The organism is Georgenia sp. H159 (assembly GCF_035607575.1).
Taxonomy (GTDB): Bacteria; Actinomycetota; Actinomycetes; order Actinomycetales; family Actinomycetaceae; genus Oceanitalea.
Genome location: NZ_JAYDZY010000003.1, coordinates 341,854 through 359,700, shown reverse-complemented (window position 1 = coordinate 359,700; position 17,847 = coordinate 341,854). Strand labels below are relative to the sequence as shown.

The following is a 17,847-nucleotide window of genomic DNA, read 5'->3' as shown; positions in this document are numbered from 1 at the left end:
ACTCAAGAGTGTTGTCACTCTCAGCACGAGAGTGCTAACCCCGATCTTGGCACTCTCCATCCGAGAGTGCAAGCAGCCGGCGACGGTGGGAACGAGCCGGGCCGACGGCCACGAGGACCGCCGGCCCGACACACCCCACGGCGCTGTGGAGGGACGTCTCCACCCTAGGTGTGAGGCACCTCACGGGTCAACGTCCCCCGGACCCGCTGGTCACCGATCGGCGAAGTCCGCCCTGAGGACGATCGCGATCTCGACGTTCTGCGTCGCCGAGGGCGCCTCGACGAGGTTGCTGATGCCGAGGAGCTCGCCGATGGCCTCCGCGGTCGGCGCGAGCTCGGCGTTCCGGTAGTAGAGCGTGGTGGCGGTCGGCTCGGCCGCGCCGTAGTCGGCGGCCCCCACGCTGGTGAAGCCCTCCGCGGTGAGCTGGGACGCGGCGTCACCGGCGATCCCCGAGATACCGGCACCGTTGAGCACGGAGACCGACGTGGTGAGGATGACGTCCTCCCCCGCTCCCGGCTCTGTGGTCTCCTCGTCCGCCGTCGGCTCCTCCTCGGCCGGGGTGGTGCCCTCGTCCGGCGGCTCCGTGGTGGCCGGCTCGCCGGTCGGGTCCCCGGTGGGGTCCACGGTCGCCTCGGCCGTGGGCGTCGCGGCCGGCTCCCCGCCGTTGCCGCCGTCGTCACCGATGAGGCTGACCACGCCCCAGGCGAGGAGCGGGACGATGATGATGACGGCGATGAAGGGCGCGAGGCTGCGCAGCAACGACGGCGGCTCGCGGTGGACGCCCTGGGGGCCACGCTCGCGGCCGGCGACGTCGAACTCGTCCTCGGGATACTGACTCACGCGAGCAGGCTAGCCGCTAGGGGGCCCTGGCTGCGGCGGGACGCTCAGTGGGTGGTGCTCAGGCGACGGCCCGAGCGCTCACGCTGGCGGGCGTCACGCATGCGACGCAGCCGCTTGACGAGCATGGGGTCGGCCGCGAGAGCGGCCTCGGTGTCGATGAGGGAGTTGAGCACCTGGTAGTAGCGGGTGGCGCTCATCCCGAACAGGTCACGGATCGCCGTCTCCTTGGCGCCGCCGTACTTCCACCACTGCCGCTCGAAGGCGAGGATCTCGCGCTCGGTGTCACCGAGCACGGCCTGCGGACCCAGCGCGTAAGCAGTGTCCATGTCTCCTCCTCGGGTCGAGCGCGTGACGACCCGCCCATGCTACGGGCGAATGACACGCGTGTCATTCCTCCGCCACCATGATGCCGGGCACGGCGCACTAGGCTGCGGCCGTGACTCCCCTCGCCGAGCTCGTCGACCCAGGCTGGGCCCGTGCCCTCGCCCCGGTGGAGGACCGGATCCACGCGATGGGCGACTTCCTCCGGGCGGAGGTCGCCGCCGGACGGGGTTACCTGCCCGGTGGCGCGGACGTGCTGCGGGCGTTCACCCGTCCTTTCGGTGACGTCCGCGTGATCATCGTGGGACAGGACCCCTACCCCACGCCCGGTCATCCCATGGGGCTGTCCTTCTCCGTGCAGCCCGACGTGCGCCCCATCCCCCGCAGCCTCGTCAACGTCTTCCGCGAGCTCGTCGACGACGTCGGCACCCACCCGCCGTCGACCGGGGACCTCTCGTCGTGGGCGGACGACGGCGTGCTGCTGCTCAACCGGGTGCTCACGGTGGCCCCGGGGCAGCCCGCGTCGCACCGTGGCAAGGGGTGGGAGGTGGTGACCGAGCACGCGATCCGCTCGCTCGTGGAGCGCGGCGGCCCGCTCGTGGCGATCCTGTGGGGCAACCAGGCGCAGACGCTGCGCCCGCTCCTCGGGGACGTCCCGGTCGTCGCGTCGGCGCACCCGAGCCCCCTGTCGGCCTCCCGTGGCTTCTTCGGCTCCCGTCCGTTCTCCCGCGCCAACACCCTGCTCACCGAGCAGGGTGGGCGCCCGGTTCGCTGGGCGCTGCCCTGAGGCACGCCGGGTTGGCACAATCGTCCGGTGAGCACCGACACCACCCCCACCGCGCCCCGCTGGACCCGCTACGTCGCGCTGGGTGACTCGCTGACCGAGGGCATGGTCGATCCCGACCCCACCGACCCGGACCGCTTCCGCGGCTGGGCCGACCTGCTCGCCGAGACCCTCTCGCGCCGGCGGGTGGAGGCGGGGCTCGGCCCGCTCGAGTACGCGAACCTCGCCGTCCGTGGCCGGCTGCTCGGCGAGATCCTCACCGAGCAGCTGCCCGCCGCCCGCGACCTCGGGCCGGAGCTCGTGTCGCTCATCGGTGGCGGCAACGACATCCTGCGCCCGGGTGCGGACGTGGCGCGGCTGCTCGCGGAGCTCGAGGACGCGGTGGCGGGGCTGCGGGCCGAGGGCGTCGACGTGCTCATGGGGACGGGCTTCGACCCCGCGGGCTCCCCCCTCGTCAGCCTCACCAGGCCCAAGGTCGCGGTCTACAACGCGGGCCTGTGGTCGATCGCGCACCGGCACGGCGCCCACATGCTCGACGCGTGGGGGATGCGGTCGCTGCGGGACTGGCGCATGTGGGCGGAGGACCGCATCCACCTCTCGACGGCGGGGCACGAGCGGGTGGCGCAGGCGGCCCTCGTCGGTCTCGGGCTCACACCCGACGACGCTGCCTGGGACGACCCGCTCGTGCCGCTCCCCCCGGTCGCGCGGGCCGACCGCTGGCGCGGCAACGTGCAGTGGGCGCGGACCCACGTCTACCCGTGGGTCCAGCGCCGGCTGCGCCGCCGGTCCTCGGGCGACCGGCGGCGGGCCAAGTACCCGTCGCCGGTGCCGCTCGAGCCGCGGTAGGACTACCGCAGGACGACGGAGAGCAGTCCCCGGCCGTACCCGTGCACGTCCACGGCCACGTCGAGCCGCGGGCCGTAGCTGCGCAGCCAGGTCGCGATGTCGGCGGGCAGCGGACCGCTTCCCGAGTCGTGGATGGACTCGAGCCGCAGGTGCGGCGCGTCACCCACGTTGAACAGCGACGCGGTGACGTTGAGCACCTCCGACGCGTTCTCCAGCAGGGTCTCGTCGAGCGGGCCCGGGCCGACGGACGCCAGCGCCGTCGGGGCCGGGATGAGGGCGATGGCCCCGCCGAGGCAGGCGGCGAGGACGGTGTCCAGGGCCACGAGTGCCTCACCACGGAGGAACTCGGTGACGTAGACGCCGACGACGACGCCCGGCTCCGTCGCGGGGGTGACCGACTCGTCGGCCAGGGAGACCTCGCAGTCGCGTCCCACGAGCATGGCGAGGAGGTCGCGGACCTCCATGAGTGCGGGGAGGGGGGTGGCGCTCATGCGAGGAAGGGGTCGATGGTCGTGCGGAACGCGTCCGGGGTGAACGGCTTGGCGATGAGGAACAGCGCACCCTCGCTCTCGGCGAGCTCCCGCATCTGCGGGGAGCCCTCGGAGGTGACGAAGCCCAGCGGGACGTCGGAGCCGGCCGCGTTGAGCCCGCGGAGCAGCTCGATCCCCGTCATCTCGGGCATGTTCCAGTCCGACAGCACGAGGTCGGGCTGCTGGGCCAGGGCCATCTCCAGGGCCTCGGCGCCGTTGGTCGCCTCGGTCACCACCCAGTCGCCGTAGCCGGCCTGCCGGAGGGTCCTGATGACGATCTGGCGCATCACCTTGCTGTCGTCGGCGACGATCACTCGCAGGCTCACAGCGTGTCTTCCTTTCGGTTGTGTGTCGGGTCCAGGCCCCACATGGAGATCACCACGGGGTCCTGGCACCACAGGAGGGGGCGCTCCCACAGGAGGGCACCCTCGGGTGCCTGGCCGTCGAGCTCGACGACCGGCAGGGTCAGGGAACCGGGCTGAGGCATCAGCCCCTTGATGTTGCCGCCGATGACGTTGGCGACCTCGCCCAGCGCGTCGCGGACGTCGTCCGGGGCGACCGCGTCCTGCGGCTGGAGGGCGAGCAGGGCACGGGCCATCCGGTCAGCGGTCTCACGTCCGGTCATCACCAGGGTGCGGAACGGTTCCTCCCCCCGGATCTCCACCCACGCGTGGACGGGCTCGGTGAGGGTGACGATGCCGTCGGGCCCCTCGGTGAGCAGGCCGGGCTCGCCGTCGATCATGGCGGTGAACATGTCCTGGGCGATGGCGACGACGTGGTCTGCCATGGTGGCGATCATGCGTTCTCCCTGGCGGGGAGCAGCCCGAGCAGGTCGAGCTTTCCCCTGAGTGCGTCCGGCGTGAAGGGTTTGATGAGGTACTCGTGGGCGCCCGCGGCGAGCGCCCGCACGATCTGCTCGTGCTCCGACTCGGTGGTGACCATCATGAGCGTGATCCGCCGCCACTCGCGGCGCTGCCGCACCGCGTAGACGAAGGTCAGCCCGTCCACGACGGGCATGTTCCAGTCGACGCACGCGAGGTCGTAGTCGTTGTCGGCCTCGAGGAGCGCGATGGCCTCGGCGCCGTCCGCGGCCTCGTCGGTGGTGTACCCGAGGTCCTGCAGCAGCCGCGAGACGATCCGGCGCATGGTGCGCGAGTCGTCGATGACGAGAGCTCTCATGAGGTGCCTCCTGGCACTCGGTAGACGGATCCGTACGGGGTGGCGACGCGCTCCCACGCGTCGGTGATGCCGACGGTGGACTCCGCGGCACCGAGGATGAGGAACGCACCGGGACGCATCACCCGGCGGATCCGCGTGAAGATGTCCCGCTTGGTGGCGGCGTCGAAGTAGATGAGCACGTTGCGCAGGAACACGACGTCGAAAGGACCACCGGAGGGTGGGGGGCTGAGCAGGTTGTGCTGGGTGAAGGTGACGGTGCGGCGCAGCTCGTCCTTGACGGCCCACCCCGCGCCGGAGCGCGCGAAGTAGCGGATCAGCATCGCGGCGGGCAGCCCGCGGTTCATCTCCAGCTGGCTGTACTCGCCTCGTCTCGCCTGCGCGAGCACCGCGGTCGACAGGTCCGTCGCGAGCACCGAGAAGCGGCTCTCGCCCGTCTCGAGCAGGGTCATCGCGATGCTGTAGGGCTCCTGGCCGGTCGAGCACGCCGCCGACCAGATGCGGACCGGACCGGGATGCAGGGACTGCACAGCGGGGACCACGTGCCGGCGGAACACGACGAACGGTGAGTTGTCCCGGAACCAGGAGGTCTCGTTGGTCGTCAGCGCCTCGACGACACGGGTCACCTCACTGCGGTCCGCACGCCGCCGCATCTCACGGACGTAGGACTCGACCGCGGTCGGGCCGCTGAGGCCCTTCTCCCGGGCGAGGGGCATGAGCCGGCTCTCGACGAGGTACTCCTTCCCCGGCGTCAGCTGGATGGCGCTGTGGGTGCGGACCAGGTCGGCGACGTACCCGAAGGCCTCGGCGGACACGCTCATCGACGGACTTCCTTCATCATTCGTTCCATGGCGCCGGCGATCTCCGGCAGCGGGAGGACGGCGTGGGCGTGCCCGGCTGCAGCGGTCGCTCCCGGCATTCCCCAGACGACGGACGTCGCCTCGTCCTGCACGAGGACGAGGCCTCCCGCGTCGGCGACCTGCCCCGCCCCGGCCGCGCCGTCGGCGCCCATGCCGGTGAGGACGACGGCGAGCAGGGCACCGCCCACGGCGGTGACGGCGGACCGGAAGAGCACGTCGACGGAGGGTCGGCTGTAGTTCACCGGCGGCGTGTCGGTGAGCCGCCCGCGCAGGCCGGTTCGCTCCGCGGTCATCGTGAGGTGCCGCCCTCCCGGGGCGACGTAGATGTGCCCTGCCTCCAGCGCGACGCCGTCCTGCGCCTCCACCACCGTCGCCCGGCCGAGCCGGTCGAGGCGCTCGGCGAGCTGCCGGGTGAACACGGCCGGCATGTGCTGGACGACGACCACCGGGACCGGGAGCGGGGCGGTGAGGCCGCCGACCACCTCCGCGAGGGCCGCGGGACCACCGGTGGAGGAGCCGAGCACGACTGCACGCACGGGGGCGGTGCGGTGCTCCAGGGTCCGGAGCCGGACCGGTCCGCGGCTCCCGGGGCGGGCCGCCGCGGGTGCGGGCGCGGCGACCGTGTCGCCGTGGACCCGGGTCGTCGGTCGCGCTCGGTGACCCGGGACGAGGGCATGGATCTTGGGGACGAGCTCCTGCGCCACCCGCCGCAAGGCCTCGTGGACGTTCCCGGCGCCGGTCGGCTTGGCCACGTAGTCGGTGGCTCCGGCGGACAGCGCCTCGAGGGTGGCCGCGGCCCCCCGCTCGGTGAGCGTGGAGAACATGACGATCGGCATCCGGTGACCGGCGGACCGCAACGCACGGACGGTGGCGATGCCGTCGAGCTCGGGCATCTCGATGTCCATGGTCACGAGGTCGGGCGCCAGCTGCTCCACCTTGCCCAGGGCGAGCCGCCCGTTGGCGGCGACTCCCACGACCTCGATCGAGGGGTCCTCGGCGAGGGCCTGGGTCACGAGTCGGCGGATGACGACGGAGTCGTCGACGACGAGGACGCGCACGCTCACGTGGTCGCCCTCCTCTCTGGCGTGGTGGCCGCCCCAGGGGCGGTGGCGGATGGACAGGTGCTCAGCACGGGGGCCTCAGTAGACGAAGCGGGCGCACAGCTCCCGCAGGTCCGTCGACATGCTGTCCAGCTCGCTCAGGGACGTGCCGATCTGGTCGAGGGCGAGGCTGGACTCGTTGCTCGTCGTGGCGAGCTGGGTGACGGTGCCGGCGATCTCGCCGGAGCCGGTGGCGGCCTCGCGGACGGACCGCGACATCTCGTTGGTGGTGGCGGTCTGCTGCTCGACGGCGGAGGCGATGGAGGTCTGGTAGTCGTTGATCGAGGCGATGATCGTCGAGATCTTGCCGATGGCCGCGACCGCTCCGGTGGTGTCGACCTGGATGGCGGACACGCGCGCGGCGATGTCCTCGGTGGCCTTCGCGGTCTCCTGGGCGAGCTCCTTGACCTCGCCCGCGACGACCGCGAACCCCTTGCCCGCCGCTCCTGCGCGGGCGGCCTCGATGGTCGCGTTGAGCGCCAGCAGGTTGGTCTGCTCGGCGATGCTCGTGATGACCCGCACGACGTCGCCGATCTCCTGCGAGCTGGTGCCGAGCTTGGTCACCGTGTCGGTCGTGGACGCGGCCACCGTGGTGGCCTCCGACGCCACCCGTGCGGCCTCGTTGGCGTTCTGGGCGATCTCCCGGATCGAGGCGCCCATCTGCTCGGCGCCCGTCGCGACCACCTGGATGCTCTGCGAGACCTCCTCCGCGGAGGCTGCCATCGTGTCGGCGTGCGCGCTGCTCTCCTGCGCCTGGGCGCCGACCTGCGCGGAGGCGGTCGCCACCTCCGCGGTAGCCCCGGCCACGCGGGTGGAGGTCGCGGCGACCGAGCCGACGAGCTCGCTCAGGCCGCGGCGGGCGTCGTTGAGCTCGTCGGCCAGCTGGCCGATCTCGTCCCGGCTGCGCACCTCGGCCGGCACCGTGAAGTCACCTCCGGCCAGGGCCGCGAGGGAGCCGCGGACGCTCTCCACCGACCGGCGGATGGACCGTGCGAGGACGACGCCTGCCGTCCCCGCTCCGCCGATCGCGACGACGATCGCCGCGATGAGCACGATGCGGCCGCGGGCGGCGTTCCGCTCGATCTGGGCGGCCTCCTCGGCGACGAGGTCGTCGACCCGTGCGTCGAGGGCCGCGAGGTCGCTGTCGACGCGCTCGGTGAGGCGACCGCCGTCCGTGCGCGCCAGCCCGGAGTACCGCGCGCTGTTGCTCTCCCGGGCAGCGGGGACGAGGCGGCTGTCGCGGAAGTCGGTCCACTCCTGCCACCCGGTAAGGAAGGAGTCCCACTCGGGCCATCCGCCGACCTCGCCGGCGCTGGTCCCGGTGATGAGTGCGGCGATGTCGGCGTCCTTCTCGGCCAGGGCGGCCACCCACTCGTCCTTGGCGTCGCGGCCGACGGCCGCGGCGATCTGCGAGACGGTGAGCTGGGCGTCCTGGTGGGTGGCACGCAGCTCGTCGAGGGCCCCACCGACGTCCCGCTGGAGGCTCACCATGGCCGTCGCCCGGTCGGTGGTCCGGGCGCTGGAGATGGTGGAGTAGACCCCGCCCGCGCCGGCGATGACGACGAGCAGCAGCACCAGGGCGAGGATCTTGGTCTGGACCGACGTGCGGGCACGCGGCGCCGGCGAGCCGGTGGTGGTCATGGTCGTGTCCTCAGTAGACGAAGCGGGCGACGCGGTCGCGCAGCTCGGTGGACAGGTCAGCGAGCCCGGTGACGTCGGTGCTCATCTCGCCGAGCACGCCGTCCAGCGTGCTGGCGGCCGTGGCGAGGGACGTGACGTTCTCGGCGATCTCGCCCGAGCCGGTGGCGGCCTCGGCCAGTCCCCGGCTCATCTCGTTGGTCGTGGCCGTCTGCTCCTCCACCGCCGAGGCGATGGTGAGCTGGAGGTCGTTGATGGTCCCGACGATCTGGGAGATCTCCCCGATCGCACCGACCGCCGCGCCGGCGTCACCCTGGATCGACTCGACCCGGCGGGCGATGTCCTCGGTGGCGCGGGCCGTCTCCTGGGCGAGGTCCTTGACCTCCCCGGCGACGACGGCGAAGCCCTTCCCGGCCTCCCCGGCGCGAGCGGCCTCGATGGTCGCGTTGAGCGCGAGCAGGTTGGTCTGCTCGGCGATCGAGGTGATGACCTTGATGACGTCACCGATCTCCTGGGAGGAGGTCCCCAGCTTGGCCACGGTGGCGTTCGTCGACTGCGCGACCGTGGTGGCGCGGGTGGCGACGGCGGCGGCCTCACCGGCGTTGCGGGCGATCTCCCGGATCGACGCACCCATCTCCTCCGCGCCGGCCGCGACCGTCTGCACGCTCGCGGAGACCTGCTCCGCGGCGGCTGCGGCGGCCGTGCTCTGGGCCGAGGTCTGCGCGACCTCGCCGGCGACCCGTGCGGTGCGTGCCTCGAGGCCGTCGGCCGAGCCCGCCACGCGCTGGGCGGAGTCGCCGACGGCGTCCACGAGCTCGCGGACCGCTCCCACGCCGTCGTCGAGCGCGATCCCCACATCGCCGAGCTCGTCGGTTGCGGTGAGGTCGACGCGCGCCGTGAGGTCGCCGGAGCGCAGCCGCTCGGCGACATGACGCAGGCGGGTGATCCGCCGCAGGATCACCCGGGTGGTCCGGATGGCCAGGACGACGGCGAGCAGCGTGCCGATGACCCCGGTGGCCACGAGACGTAGCGTGGCGGTCTCCTGAGCCTCGGCCTGGGCCGTCTGCGTGGCCGAGATCTGCTCGGTGGCCAGGGCCTGCGCCTCGTCGGCGATGTCGAGCACCTCCCCGTAGGCGGCGCCGGCGTCCCCGTCGTTGATCGACTCCAGGGCGGTGCGGCGCCCCTCCGGGGTGTCGAGGGCCAGCCATTCCATGACCTGTGCGTCCCACGCGTAGAAGTCCTCCCAGGCCGGACGCAGCCGGTCGAAGACCGCGGCCTCCTCGGGACGCATGTCGACGCTGTCGAGCTCGTCCAGCCAGGCCTCGACGGCCTGTCGCGCCTCGGCCATGCCGACGAGGTTGTAGGAGTCGGGCGCCAGGCCCGCGTCGGTGCCGAGGACGGCGACGTCGGAGAGGTACAGCCCTTGCCACCCGGTGGCGTCGGCGATCTGGAAGCGCGCCTCCTCGGCGAGCTGGGCGATCGTGTCCGCGCGCTGCAGCTCCGCGGTGAAGGTGCGCTGCTGCGCGATGGCGGTGGTGCCCAGCCCGGCCGCGACGAGGACGAACGCCGCCACGGCTGCGAAGGCGAGGAGGAGCCTGCGTCCGACGCCGAGCCGCCTGAGGCGGGTCGGTCGGCTGTCAGTGCTGTTGCTGTGCTGGTCGCGTTGTACGGGCGCCGGCGTGGGTGCCGGACGAGGCGGCGCGAGGGTCGTGGTCATGGTGGTCTCCGGTCAGATGCTGAACTGCGCGAGGCGGGTCTGGAGGCTCGCGGCCATGCCGGCGAGCTCCCCGGTTGCCGCGTTGAGCTGGGCGAGGGTGTCGGTGGCGGCGGCGCTGGTCGTCGCGACCGCCGTGATGTTGGTGGCGATCTCACCGGAACCGGTCGCGGCCTCGGTGACGCTGCGGGCCATCTCGTTCGTCGTCGCGTTCTGCTCCTCGACGGCGGACGCGATCGTCAGCTGGTAGTCGTTGATCGCGGCGATGATCCGGGAGATCTCGGCGATGGCCTCCACGGCTCCTGCGGTGTCGACCTGGATCGCGTCGACGCGGCGCGCGATGTCCTCGGTCGCCTTGGCCGTCTCCTGCGCGAGCTCCTTGACCTCCCCGGCGACAACGGCGAAGCCCTTCCCGGCCTCACCGGCGCGAGCGGCCTCGATGGTCGCGTTGAGCGCGAGCAGGTTGGTCTGCTCGGCGATCGTGGTGATGACCTTGACGACCTCCCCGATCTCCTGGGAGCTCGTTCCCAGCTTCGCCACGGTCTCGTTCGTCACGACGACGACGTCGGTCGCCTGGGCGGCGACCTTCGCGGCCTCGCTGGCGTTCTGCGCGATCTCGCGGATCGAGGCGCCCATCTGCTCGGCGCCGGCCGCGACGGTCTGGACGTTGCCCGAGACCTGCTCGGCTGCCGCGGCGACGACGCTCGCCTGCGTCGAGGACTCCTCCGTGGCGGCCATGAGCGAGCCGCCGCTGGAGGTGAGCTCCTCCGAGGCCGCGGCGACGGCCTGCGCCGTGCTCGTGGCGTCGCCGATGAGCAGCCGGAGGTGCGCCTGCGCCTCGTCGAGCGACTGGGCGATCCGACCCAGCTCGTCGCGGTCGGTGACGTCGGTCCGGCTCGTGAGGTCCCCGGCGGCCATCGCGGTGCTGGTGGCGACGAGGCGAGCCGCGTTGCGTGCGACGCGGCGGCCGATGAGCACACCGCCCGCGACCATGACGACCGCGCCGAGGACGGACCACAGGACGGCGGTGATGACGGCGGTGGTCGCGGAGGCACGCATCTCCTCCAGGCCAGAGGTGGCCTCGTCGTCGTGGATCTGTGCGATGCGGGCCAGGTTGTCGGAGATCGTCGTGGCGGGGACGTCCAGCTCGGCGACCTTGGCGGTGACCTCGTCGGCGCTGCCGCCCGAGAGGATCAGGTCACCGGTCTCCTCGGTGACCACGAGAAACTCTGCCGCCGCCGCCTCGACGCCGGCCGCCAGCGTGGCGGCCTCCTCGTCGGGGGCGAGCTCGGCGCGGTACTCCTCGGTCAGCGCCGCGAGGTCGTCGAGCACCGCGTCGCGCTCCTGGAGCACCCCGGGGACCATCTCCGCTGGTGCGACCACGCTCGCGGTCGAGAGGTACTGCGCCTGGGAGAAGGCGTGGCGCATCTCGCCCACCGCCTGGGCGGAGCGCACGTCGTGCTCCATGGTCTCCGCTGCGAAGTCGGCGGCGCTGGTGGTCCCCCAGACCGCCACCCCCGCCATCGCGAGCAGGAGCGCGGCGGCCCCGACGGAGCTTCCGGTGATCTTCCTGCGCAGCGAGACGTCCGCCAGGCGCCGCCTCCTGCGCGCGGGGGCGACGGGCGCCGGGCCGGGTCGGGTGGGGGCCGGCCGTGCCGGCTCGTGCGTGGTGCGGGTCCGCTCGGGGGCCAACGTGGCCATGGGGTGCTCCTGGTGGCGGTGGGAAGGGATGTCAGGCGGCGGTGACGGCGTCGACGTCGAGCGCGAGCAGCAGCTGTCCGTCGAGCTTGTAGGCGCCCCGGATGACCTCGCGCAGCTCGGCGGCGAGGGTCTGGGGTGGCGCCTCGAACTGCGCGTCGTCGACCTCGGCGACGTCACCGATGGCGTCGACGAGCAGGGAGACCGGCTCCTGCCCGAGCTTGACGACGACCATCATCGGCTCGGCGCCGTCACGGCCCGGTAGACCGAGCCGGGTCCGCAGGTCGAGCGCGAGCACGACCTGCCCCCGGAGGTTGACGAGCCCGGCGACGTCGGCCGGGGCGAGCGGGACACCGGCGGTGGCCCGGAAGGGCAGGACCTCCTGGACCCGGCCGACGCCGATGCCGTAGAGGTTCTCGCCGAGCGTGAAGGTCACGTACTGGGTTGCCATCAGATCCTCACCAGGTCCTCGTCGAGAGCGGAGACGTCGAACGGGGTCAGCCCCACGGCGTGGAGCAGCTCGGAGACGTCGAGCAGCTCGGTCACGCGGTCCTTGATGACCGTGGACCCGGTCAGCCCGGTGTCCTCCAGCTCGCTGCGGGTGGTCGGGTCGTCGGTGACGATGTCGACGATCTCGCCGACGACGACGGCGACCGTCACGCCGCGGCACGTGAGCACGGTGACGAGCAGCTCCTCCGGCTGGTCGAAGCTCGTGGCACCGAGGACGTTGTCCAGTCGCGCCACGGGGAGCAGGTCGCCGCGGTACTGGACGACCTCACGGTTGCCGACACGTTCGATCCGTTCCGCGGGCATCCGTTCGAGGCGGGTGACGTCCGCGAGCGGGATCGCGACCCTCCGGTCCTCCCCGATCGCGACGACGAGCAGCTGCTGGTCGTCGCGGTCACGCAGTGACCCGGCGCCGGAGTCGGCGCGGACGAGCTCGCCGATCTCACCGACGAGGGCGCGGCGGGCGATGGCCTGGACGTCGAGGATGAGGGCGACGTCGCCGTCACCGAGCACCGTGGCCCCGGAGTACAGCCCGATCTGCTTGATGCGGGAGGAGATGGCCTTGACGACGATCTCCTCGTTGTTGAGCACGCGGTCGACGAGCAGCCCGAACCGCTGGTCGTCCGCCTGGAGGACGGCGATGGTGCACGACGACTGTGCCTGCGCCTCCAGCCCGAGCACCTCGGCGAGCGAGACGAGCGGCAGGAGCGCGCCCCTGAGCCGGTACACGGGTGCGGTGCCGACGTACTCCAGCTGGGTGGACTCGACCGCGACGAGCTCGAGGAGGTTGGTCTGGGCGATGGCGAAGGTGCGGGACACGCACTGCACGGTGAGGGCCGGCATGATCGCCAGGGTCAGCGGGATGCGCAGCCGCCACGTCGTGCCCAGGCCCAGCTGGGACTCGACGTCGACGGAGCCGCCGATGGCCTCGATCTTCGTGCGGACGACGTCCATGCCCACGCCCCGGCCGGACACGTTCGTCACGGCCTTGGCGGTGGAGAACCCGGGCAGGAAGAGCAGCCCGAAGATCTCCTGGGCGCTCATCGTCCGCACCTGCTCCTCGGTGCGCAGTCCCTTGGCCACGGCACTGGCCGCGACGGCGTCGGCGTCGATGCCGTGCCCGTCGTCGGCGATCTCGACGATGACCTGCCCACCCGCGTGGTAAGCCCGCAGGGTGACATGGCCCTGCTCCCGCTTGCCTGCCGCGACGCGCTCCTCGGGGGACTCGATGCCGTGGTCGACGGCGTTGCGCACGAGGTGGGTCAGCGGGTCCTTGACGGCCTCGAGCAGTGACCGGTCCAGCTCGGTCTCCCCGCCCAGCATGGACAGGGACACCTTCCGGCCGAGCATCGAGGCGAGGTCCCGCACGACGCGCGGCATCTTGTTCCACACGTGCTCGATGGGCTGCATGCGCGTCTTCATGACGCCCTCCTGCAGCTCGGTGGCGATGAGGCTCAGACGTTGGGCCGAGCGGGAGAGCTCGGGGTCGTCCGCACGGTCGGAGAGCCGGTCGAACTGGTTCCGGACGAGGACGAGCTCCCCGACCTGGCGCATGAGCGTGTCGAGCAGGTCGATGTCCACCCGGATGGAGCTGTCTGCCGCGTTCCGGACGTGGTCGGGCTCTCGCGAGGTCTCGGCGGCGGGCTCCGCGTCCTCACGGGCGGGCGCCTCGGCGGGCGGGGACGGCGGCTCGACGGCCACCGGACGACGGACGATCTTGCGGGCCGGCTCCTCGTGCTGGACGGCCTGCGGGGCGGTCGGCTCGGGTCCGGTGGTGGCGGGTGGCGCCGACGGCGCGGTCCCGGTCTCGGTCGCCGACGGGCCCGGCACGGTCTCCGTGGCCGGGGCCTCCGTGGCGACCGGGCTCTGCTCCCCCTGCTGGAGGGCGAGGATGCGGGAGATGGTCGGCTCGACGTCGTACGCGTCCCCGCGGCCCGCCTCGATGGAGGCGAGGATCGCGCGCAACGTGTCGACGAGGGCCAGCAGGACGTCGGTCGTCGCCTGGTCGACCAGTCGCACACCGTCACGCAGCTCGGAGAGCAGGCCCTCACCCGTGTGCGACACCCGCTCGAGGCTCGCGTACCCGAGGAAGCCGCTCGTGCCCTTGATCGTGTGCACGGTGCGGAAGATGCTGCTCAGCAGCTCGCGTGAGGTCGGCGCGCTCTCCAGAGCCACCAGGTCCTGGTCGAGCTGGTCGAGGTTCTCGTAGCTCTCCACGAGGAACTCGTGGACGATCTCATCCATGCCATCCACCGGCGGGCCTCCATGCGTGCGTCGCGTGCGCTTCCTGCGCACGCCCTGCTCATCGGCCGGGCTCGCGCCCTTGTGAGAATTTCCGGCCGGACGTGCGTGGACGGGCGGGCCCGTCGAAGCGGACCCGCCCGTCGTGTCGCCGACGCAGCCCTCAGTGGGTGAACTGCGCGACCCGGGTCTGCAGGTCCGCGGACATCCGGGCCAGCTCGCCGGCCGCACCGTTGAGCTGGGTGAGGACGTCGGCCGTCGAGGCGGCCGCGGTCGCCACCCCGGTGATGTTCGCCGCGATCTCCCCCGAGCCGGTGGCGGCCTCGGTCACGCTGCGCGACATCTCGTTCGTCGTGGCCGTCTGCTCCTCCACCGCCGAGGCGATGGTCAGCTGGTAGTCGTTGATCTGCCCCACGATCCGGGAGATCTCCCCGATGGCCTCGACCGCGCCGGTGGTGTCCACCTGGATCGCGGACACCCGCCGGGCGATGTCCTCCGTGGCTCGGGCGGTCTCCTGGGCCAGCTCCTTGACCTCGCCGGCCACCACCGCGAAGCCCTTGCCCGCCTCACCGGCCCGCGCGGCCTCGATCGTGGCGTTCAGCGCCAGGAGGTTGGTCTGCTCGGCGATCGAGGTGATGACCTTGACCACGTCCCCGATCTCCTGGGAGCTCACGCCCAGCTTGGCCACCGTCTCGTTCGTGGTCGCCGCCACCCCGGTCGCCCGGTTCGCGACCCTGGCGGCGTCGTTCGCGTTCTGCGCGATCTCCCGGATCGAGGCACCCATCTGCTCGGCCCCCGCCGCCACCGTCTGCACGTTGCTCGACACCTGCTCGGCAGCCGCGGCCACCACGCTCGCCTGCGTCGAGGTCTCCTCCGAGGAGGCACCGAGCTGGCTCCCACTGGCCGACAGCTCCTCCGACGCCGCCGCCACGGCCTGGGCCGTGCCGGACACCTCGGCGACGAGCGCTCGCAGGTTCGTCTGCGCCGTGTCCAGTGCCTGCGCCATCTGGCCGACCTCGTCGGCGCTGTCCACGTCCGCCCGCACGGTGAGGTCACCGGCGGCCATGGCCTGGAGCGCGGTGCGCATCCGGCCGACCGGGCGGGTCACCGAGCGCTGCGTGAGCAGGCTGATGCCCAGGACGAGGACCAGGCCGGCCAGGGCCGCGGCGAGGCTGACCGACTCCGACACCGTGATCGCCCGTGCGAGGGCCGTCTCCGCGGCGTCGGTGGCAGCCTCGGTCTGGTCGGCCACCACGTCCACGGCATCGTCGGTGAGCGCGTTGGCGTCCTGGACCTCCTCCCAGCGGGAGACGGTGCCGGCGCGATCGGTGATGGCGTCGTCGATGAACGCCGCCGTCGTCACGAGGTACTCGCGGAACGTGGTGTCCAGGCTCGCCACGTCGGCGGCGAGGGACCCCTCGAGCGGCAACGCGGTCAGCTCACCGAGGAGCTCCTCCACGGTGGCGGTGTCCTCCTCCAGGGCGAGGAGCTGCTCCTCGGGGTCCTCGCGGAGCAGCGCCATGTAGGCGCTCACCTTGAGCTCGCTCGCCCGGGTGCCGAGCAGCAGCACGAGCTCCTGGGCGCTCTCCTGGCGGTGGACCTCCTCGCTGGCACGCTGGACGCTGCCGTTGCCGACGAACATTGCGGCGAAGAGGCCGCCGAGCGAGACGACGACCACCCCGACGAGGATCCCGAACTTCACGCCGAGACGGCTGTCCGCGAAGCTCCGCCGTCGACGAGGGCGCGGCGGCGTCGGCCCCTCGCCCGGGTCAGGGAGCGGGGGGTGGGGGCTGAGGTCGGGTGTGCTCGGTCGTGCTGGGGCCATCGTGACCATGGGGCTTCTCTGCTTCCGGTGACGGAGGGACGGGTCTCCCGCACTGGGCCTGTCGCGCGCCCCGCGCTGTGGTGTTCCATCGGCCGGTGGGTGGCGGTGCTGAGCACTTCACCGCCACCACGTCAGGGCGCTGCCGTCCGTCCCGTCAGACGCGGAACTGGGCGACCTGCGCCCGGAGCCCCTCCGAGATCGTCGCGAGCTCACCGACGGCACCGCCCATCTGGGCCATCGTCACGCTGTTGTCCTGCGCGGCGGTGGCGATGCCGGTGATGTTGCCGGCGATCTCTGTCGAGCCGGTGGCCGCCTCCGTCACGCTGCGCGACATCTCGTTCGTCGTAGCCGTCTGCTGCTCCACCGCCGAGGCGATGGTCAGCTGGTAGTCGTTGATCCGCCCGATGATGTCGGTGATCTCCGCGATCGCCCCCACGGCGCCGTCGGTGTCCTGCTGGATGGTCTCGATCCGGCGGGCGATGTCCTCGGTGGCCTTGGCCGTCTCCTGGGCGAGGTCCTTGACCTCGCTCGCCACGACCGCGAAGCCCTTGCCGGCCTCGCCGGCCCGGGCTGCCTCGATCGTCGCGTTGAGGGCGAGCAGGTTGGTCTGCTCGGCGATGGAGGTGATGACCTTGACGACGTTGCCGATCTCGAGGGAGGAGGCACCGAGCTTCTGCACGGTGTCGTTGGTCGCCGCGGCCTGCTTGGTCGCCAGCCGGGCGACCTCCGCGGCCTCGTTCGAGCTCTGCGCGATCTCTCGGATCGAGGCGCCCATCTGCTCCGCGCCTGCGGCCACGGTGCTGACGTTCTGGCTCACCTGCTCGGCGGCGGAGGCCACGACGCCGGACTGCGCGGAGGTCTCCTCGCTGGCGGCGACGACCTGCGTGGTCGCGGCCGAGAGCTCCTCGGCGCCGGAGGCGATCGTGACGGCGGCCTCGTTGACCGCGCCGACCGTGCCGCGCAGCTGCTCCATCGACCGCGCGAGGTGCGCCGCCATCTGGCCGAGCTCGTCCCCGCTCGTCACCTGCGGGGCTGCGGTGAGATCCCCGTTGCCGAGTGCCTCCACCGCCGCGCGGACGGTCTCGACGGTCCGCATGATCTGCCGGACGACGACGACGGCGACGACGATCCCCACCGCGAGCCCGACGAGCAGGACGACGACGAGCAGCACCTGGGTGCTCACCGCCTCGCGCTCCGCGGCCGCGTTGTCCGCGGCGGCGCGCTCCACCTGAGTGGTCACCCCGGACGCGATGAGGTCGGCGGCGTCCTGCCCCATGACGGCGACGGTCTCGTTGTAGAAGGTCTCCATCTCGTCGACGTCACCGGTCCGCACGACGTCAGCCCACGGCCCGCCGACGACCTCGTGGTACCCGGTCACCGCGTCGATGACCACCTCGAGGGTGCTGTGGTCGTCGGAGTACTGGCGGTAGGCCTCGATCATCTCCACGACCTGCGCCTCGCGGTCCACCAGCTCGGCGAGGAAGGTGTCGAGCTCGTCCGCGGAGCGCAGTGGCAGCGCGTTGGCGCGCAGGCGGCTGCCCTGGAACATGCTTTGCGCGTCCGCCAGCTCGACGAGCGGCGTCACGCGCTGGTGGTACATCTCGTTCTGTGAGTCGGCAAGAGCGCGTACCTGGAAGATGCCGACGATGCCGATCAGCGCAGCGACGAGCGCGACGACGCCCACGGCCGCGCCGATCTTCACACGGAGGGAGAGGGTGCGCAGCGAGGCGCGGCGCGCGGCGGGGAGCTGGGTGTCTGGTGACATGG

General features: G+C 72.3%; 17 protein-coding genes. 2 read left to right on the top strand and 15 right to left on the bottom strand.

Annotation, left to right across the window (positions count from 1 at the left end; all coding sequences use genetic code 11):
* Nucleotides 1-210: 210 nt before the first annotated feature.
* Together VR894_RS06290 and VR894_RS06285 are read right to left on the bottom strand one after the other, a co-directional pair.
* A complete protein-coding gene (locus VR894_RS06290; protein ID WP_324650487.1) occupies nucleotides 211-840 on the bottom strand; it encodes a LytR C-terminal domain-containing protein in 630 nt (209 codons plus the stop codon).
* Between the two features lie 44 nt (nucleotides 841-884).
* Entirely contained in the window at nucleotides 885-1,166 is a 282-nt protein-coding gene (locus VR894_RS06285) for a DUF3263 domain-containing protein (protein WP_324650486.1), read from the bottom strand.
* Between the two features lie 110 nt (nucleotides 1,167-1,276).
* Here VR894_RS06285 and VR894_RS06280 point away from each other — a divergent pair, with 110 nt between their 5' ends.
* A complete protein-coding gene (locus tag VR894_RS06280; RefSeq protein ID WP_324650485.1) occupies nucleotides 1,277-1,948 on the top strand; it encodes a uracil-DNA glycosylase in 672 nt (223 codons plus the stop codon).
* A 27-nt stretch (nucleotides 1,949-1,975) separates the two neighbouring features.
* Nucleotides 1,976-2,791, top strand: coding sequence for an SGNH/GDSL hydrolase family protein (locus VR894_RS06275; RefSeq protein WP_324650484.1), 816 nt, complete (start codon nucleotides 1,976-1,978; stop codon nucleotides 2,789-2,791).
* A gap of 2 nt (nucleotides 2,792-2,793) precedes the next feature.
* Here VR894_RS06275 and VR894_RS06270 read toward each other — a convergent pair whose 3' ends face one another.
* The 13 genes from VR894_RS06270 to VR894_RS06210 all read right to left on the bottom strand — a co-directional run bounded on the left by VR894_RS06270 (nucleotide 2,794) and on the right by VR894_RS06210 (nucleotide 17,845).
* On the bottom strand, nucleotides 2,794-3,282 hold the full coding sequence (locus VR894_RS06270; protein WP_324650483.1) for a hypothetical protein: 489 nt from the start codon (nucleotides 3,280-3,282) through the stop codon (nucleotides 2,794-2,796).
* Nucleotides 3,279-3,641, bottom strand: a complete 363-nt coding sequence (locus VR894_RS06265; protein WP_324650531.1) for a response regulator — start codon at nucleotides 3,639-3,641, stop codon at nucleotides 3,279-3,281. Before VR894_RS06265 ends, VR894_RS06270 begins: the two co-directional genes overlap by 4 nt.
* 2 nt (nucleotides 3,642-3,643) lie before the next feature.
* Entirely contained in the window at nucleotides 3,644-4,120 is a 477-nt protein-coding gene (locus VR894_RS06260; protein ID WP_324650482.1) for a chemotaxis protein CheX, read from the bottom strand.
* Nucleotides 4,117-4,500: a response regulator gene (locus tag VR894_RS06255; RefSeq protein ID WP_324650481.1), complete on the bottom strand. Its 384-nt coding sequence runs from the start codon at nucleotides 4,498-4,500 to the stop codon at nucleotides 4,117-4,119. The genes VR894_RS06260 and VR894_RS06255 overlap by 4 nt, the downstream gene beginning before the upstream one ends.
* Nucleotides 4,497-5,318 carry a protein-glutamate O-methyltransferase CheR gene (locus tag VR894_RS06250; protein WP_324650480.1) on the bottom strand — a complete coding sequence of 274 codons (822 nt, stop codon included), beginning with the start codon at nucleotides 5,316-5,318 and terminating at the stop codon, nucleotides 4,497-4,499. The genes VR894_RS06255 and VR894_RS06250 overlap by 4 nt, the downstream gene beginning before the upstream one ends.
* On the bottom strand, nucleotides 5,315-6,421 hold the full coding sequence (gene cheB / locus VR894_RS06245) for a chemotaxis-specific protein-glutamate methyltransferase CheB (RefSeq protein ID WP_324650479.1): 1,107 nt from the start codon (nucleotides 6,419-6,421) through the stop codon (nucleotides 5,315-5,317). The genes VR894_RS06250 and cheB overlap by 4 nt, the downstream gene beginning before the upstream one ends.
* A 75-nt stretch (nucleotides 6,422-6,496) precedes the next feature.
* A complete protein-coding gene (locus tag VR894_RS06240) occupies nucleotides 6,497-8,098 on the bottom strand; it encodes a methyl-accepting chemotaxis protein (protein ID WP_324650478.1) in 1,602 nt (533 codons plus the stop codon).
* 10 nt (nucleotides 8,099-8,108) lie between these two features.
* Nucleotides 8,109-9,812 (bottom strand): methyl-accepting chemotaxis protein, encoded by a 1,704-nt coding sequence (locus VR894_RS06235; protein WP_324650477.1) that lies wholly within the window; start codon nucleotides 9,810-9,812, stop codon nucleotides 8,109-8,111.
* Nucleotides 9,813-9,824: 12 nt separating this feature from the next.
* Nucleotides 9,825-11,510: a methyl-accepting chemotaxis protein gene (locus VR894_RS06230; RefSeq protein WP_324650476.1), complete on the bottom strand. Its 1,686-nt coding sequence runs from the start codon at nucleotides 11,508-11,510 to the stop codon at nucleotides 9,825-9,827.
* A 31-nt stretch (nucleotides 11,511-11,541) separates the two neighbouring features.
* Nucleotides 11,542-11,958, bottom strand: coding sequence for a chemotaxis protein CheW (locus VR894_RS06225; RefSeq protein ID WP_324650475.1), 417 nt, complete (start codon nucleotides 11,956-11,958; stop codon nucleotides 11,542-11,544).
* Nucleotides 11,958-14,258, bottom strand: a complete 2,301-nt coding sequence (locus VR894_RS06220; RefSeq protein WP_324650474.1) for a chemotaxis protein CheA — start codon at nucleotides 14,256-14,258, stop codon at nucleotides 11,958-11,960. Before VR894_RS06220 ends, VR894_RS06225 begins: the two co-directional genes overlap by 1 nt.
* 160 nt (nucleotides 14,259-14,418) lie before the next feature.
* On the bottom strand, nucleotides 14,419-15,957 hold the full coding sequence (locus VR894_RS06215; RefSeq protein WP_324650473.1) for a methyl-accepting chemotaxis protein: 1,539 nt from the start codon (nucleotides 15,955-15,957) through the stop codon (nucleotides 14,419-14,421).
* A gap of 277 nt (nucleotides 15,958-16,234) precedes the next feature.
* Nucleotides 16,235-17,845, bottom strand: a complete 1,611-nt coding sequence (locus tag VR894_RS06210; RefSeq protein ID WP_324650472.1) for a methyl-accepting chemotaxis protein — start codon at nucleotides 17,843-17,845, stop codon at nucleotides 16,235-16,237.
* Nucleotides 17,846-17,847 lie beyond the last annotated feature (2 nt).

Bases quoted from the DNA above. Each gene is read 5' to 3' on its own strand.
- VR894_RS06285 (WP_324650486.1), bottom strand. From the start codon at position 1,166: ATGGACACTGCTTACGCGCTGGGTCCGCAGGCCGTGCTCGGTGACACC.
- VR894_RS06270 (WP_324650483.1), bottom strand. From the start codon at position 3,282: ATGAGCGCCACCCCCCTCCCCGCACTCATGGAGGTCCGCGACCTCCTC.
- VR894_RS06260 (WP_324650482.1), bottom strand. From the start codon at position 4,120: ATGATCGCCACCATGGCAGACCACGTCGTCGCCATCGCCCAGGACATG.
- VR894_RS06255 (WP_324650481.1), bottom strand. From the start codon at position 4,500: ATGAGAGCTCTCGTCATCGACGACTCGCGCACCATGCGCCGGATCGTC.
- VR894_RS06250 (WP_324650480.1), bottom strand. From the start codon at position 5,318: ATGAGCGTGTCCGCCGAGGCCTTCGGGTACGTCGCCGACCTGGTCCGC.
- VR894_RS06240 (WP_324650478.1), bottom strand. From the start codon at position 8,098: ATGACCACCACCGGCTCGCCGGCGCCGCGTGCCCGCACGTCGGTCCAG.
- VR894_RS06235 (WP_324650477.1), bottom strand. From the start codon at position 9,812: ATGACCACGACCCTCGCGCCGCCTCGTCCGGCACCCACGCCGGCGCCC.
- VR894_RS06230 (WP_324650476.1), bottom strand. From the start codon at position 11,510: ATGGCCACGTTGGCCCCCGAGCGGACCCGCACCACGCACGAGCCGGCA.
- VR894_RS06225 (WP_324650475.1), bottom strand. From the start codon at position 11,958: ATGGCAACCCAGTACGTGACCTTCACGCTCGGCGAGAACCTCTACGGC.
- VR894_RS06220 (WP_324650474.1), bottom strand. From the start codon at position 14,258: ATGGATGAGATCGTCCACGAGTTCCTCGTGGAGAGCTACGAGAACCTC.
- VR894_RS06210 (WP_324650472.1), bottom strand. From the start codon at position 17,845: ATGTCACCAGACACCCAGCTCCCCGCCGCGCGCCGCGCCTCGCTGCGC.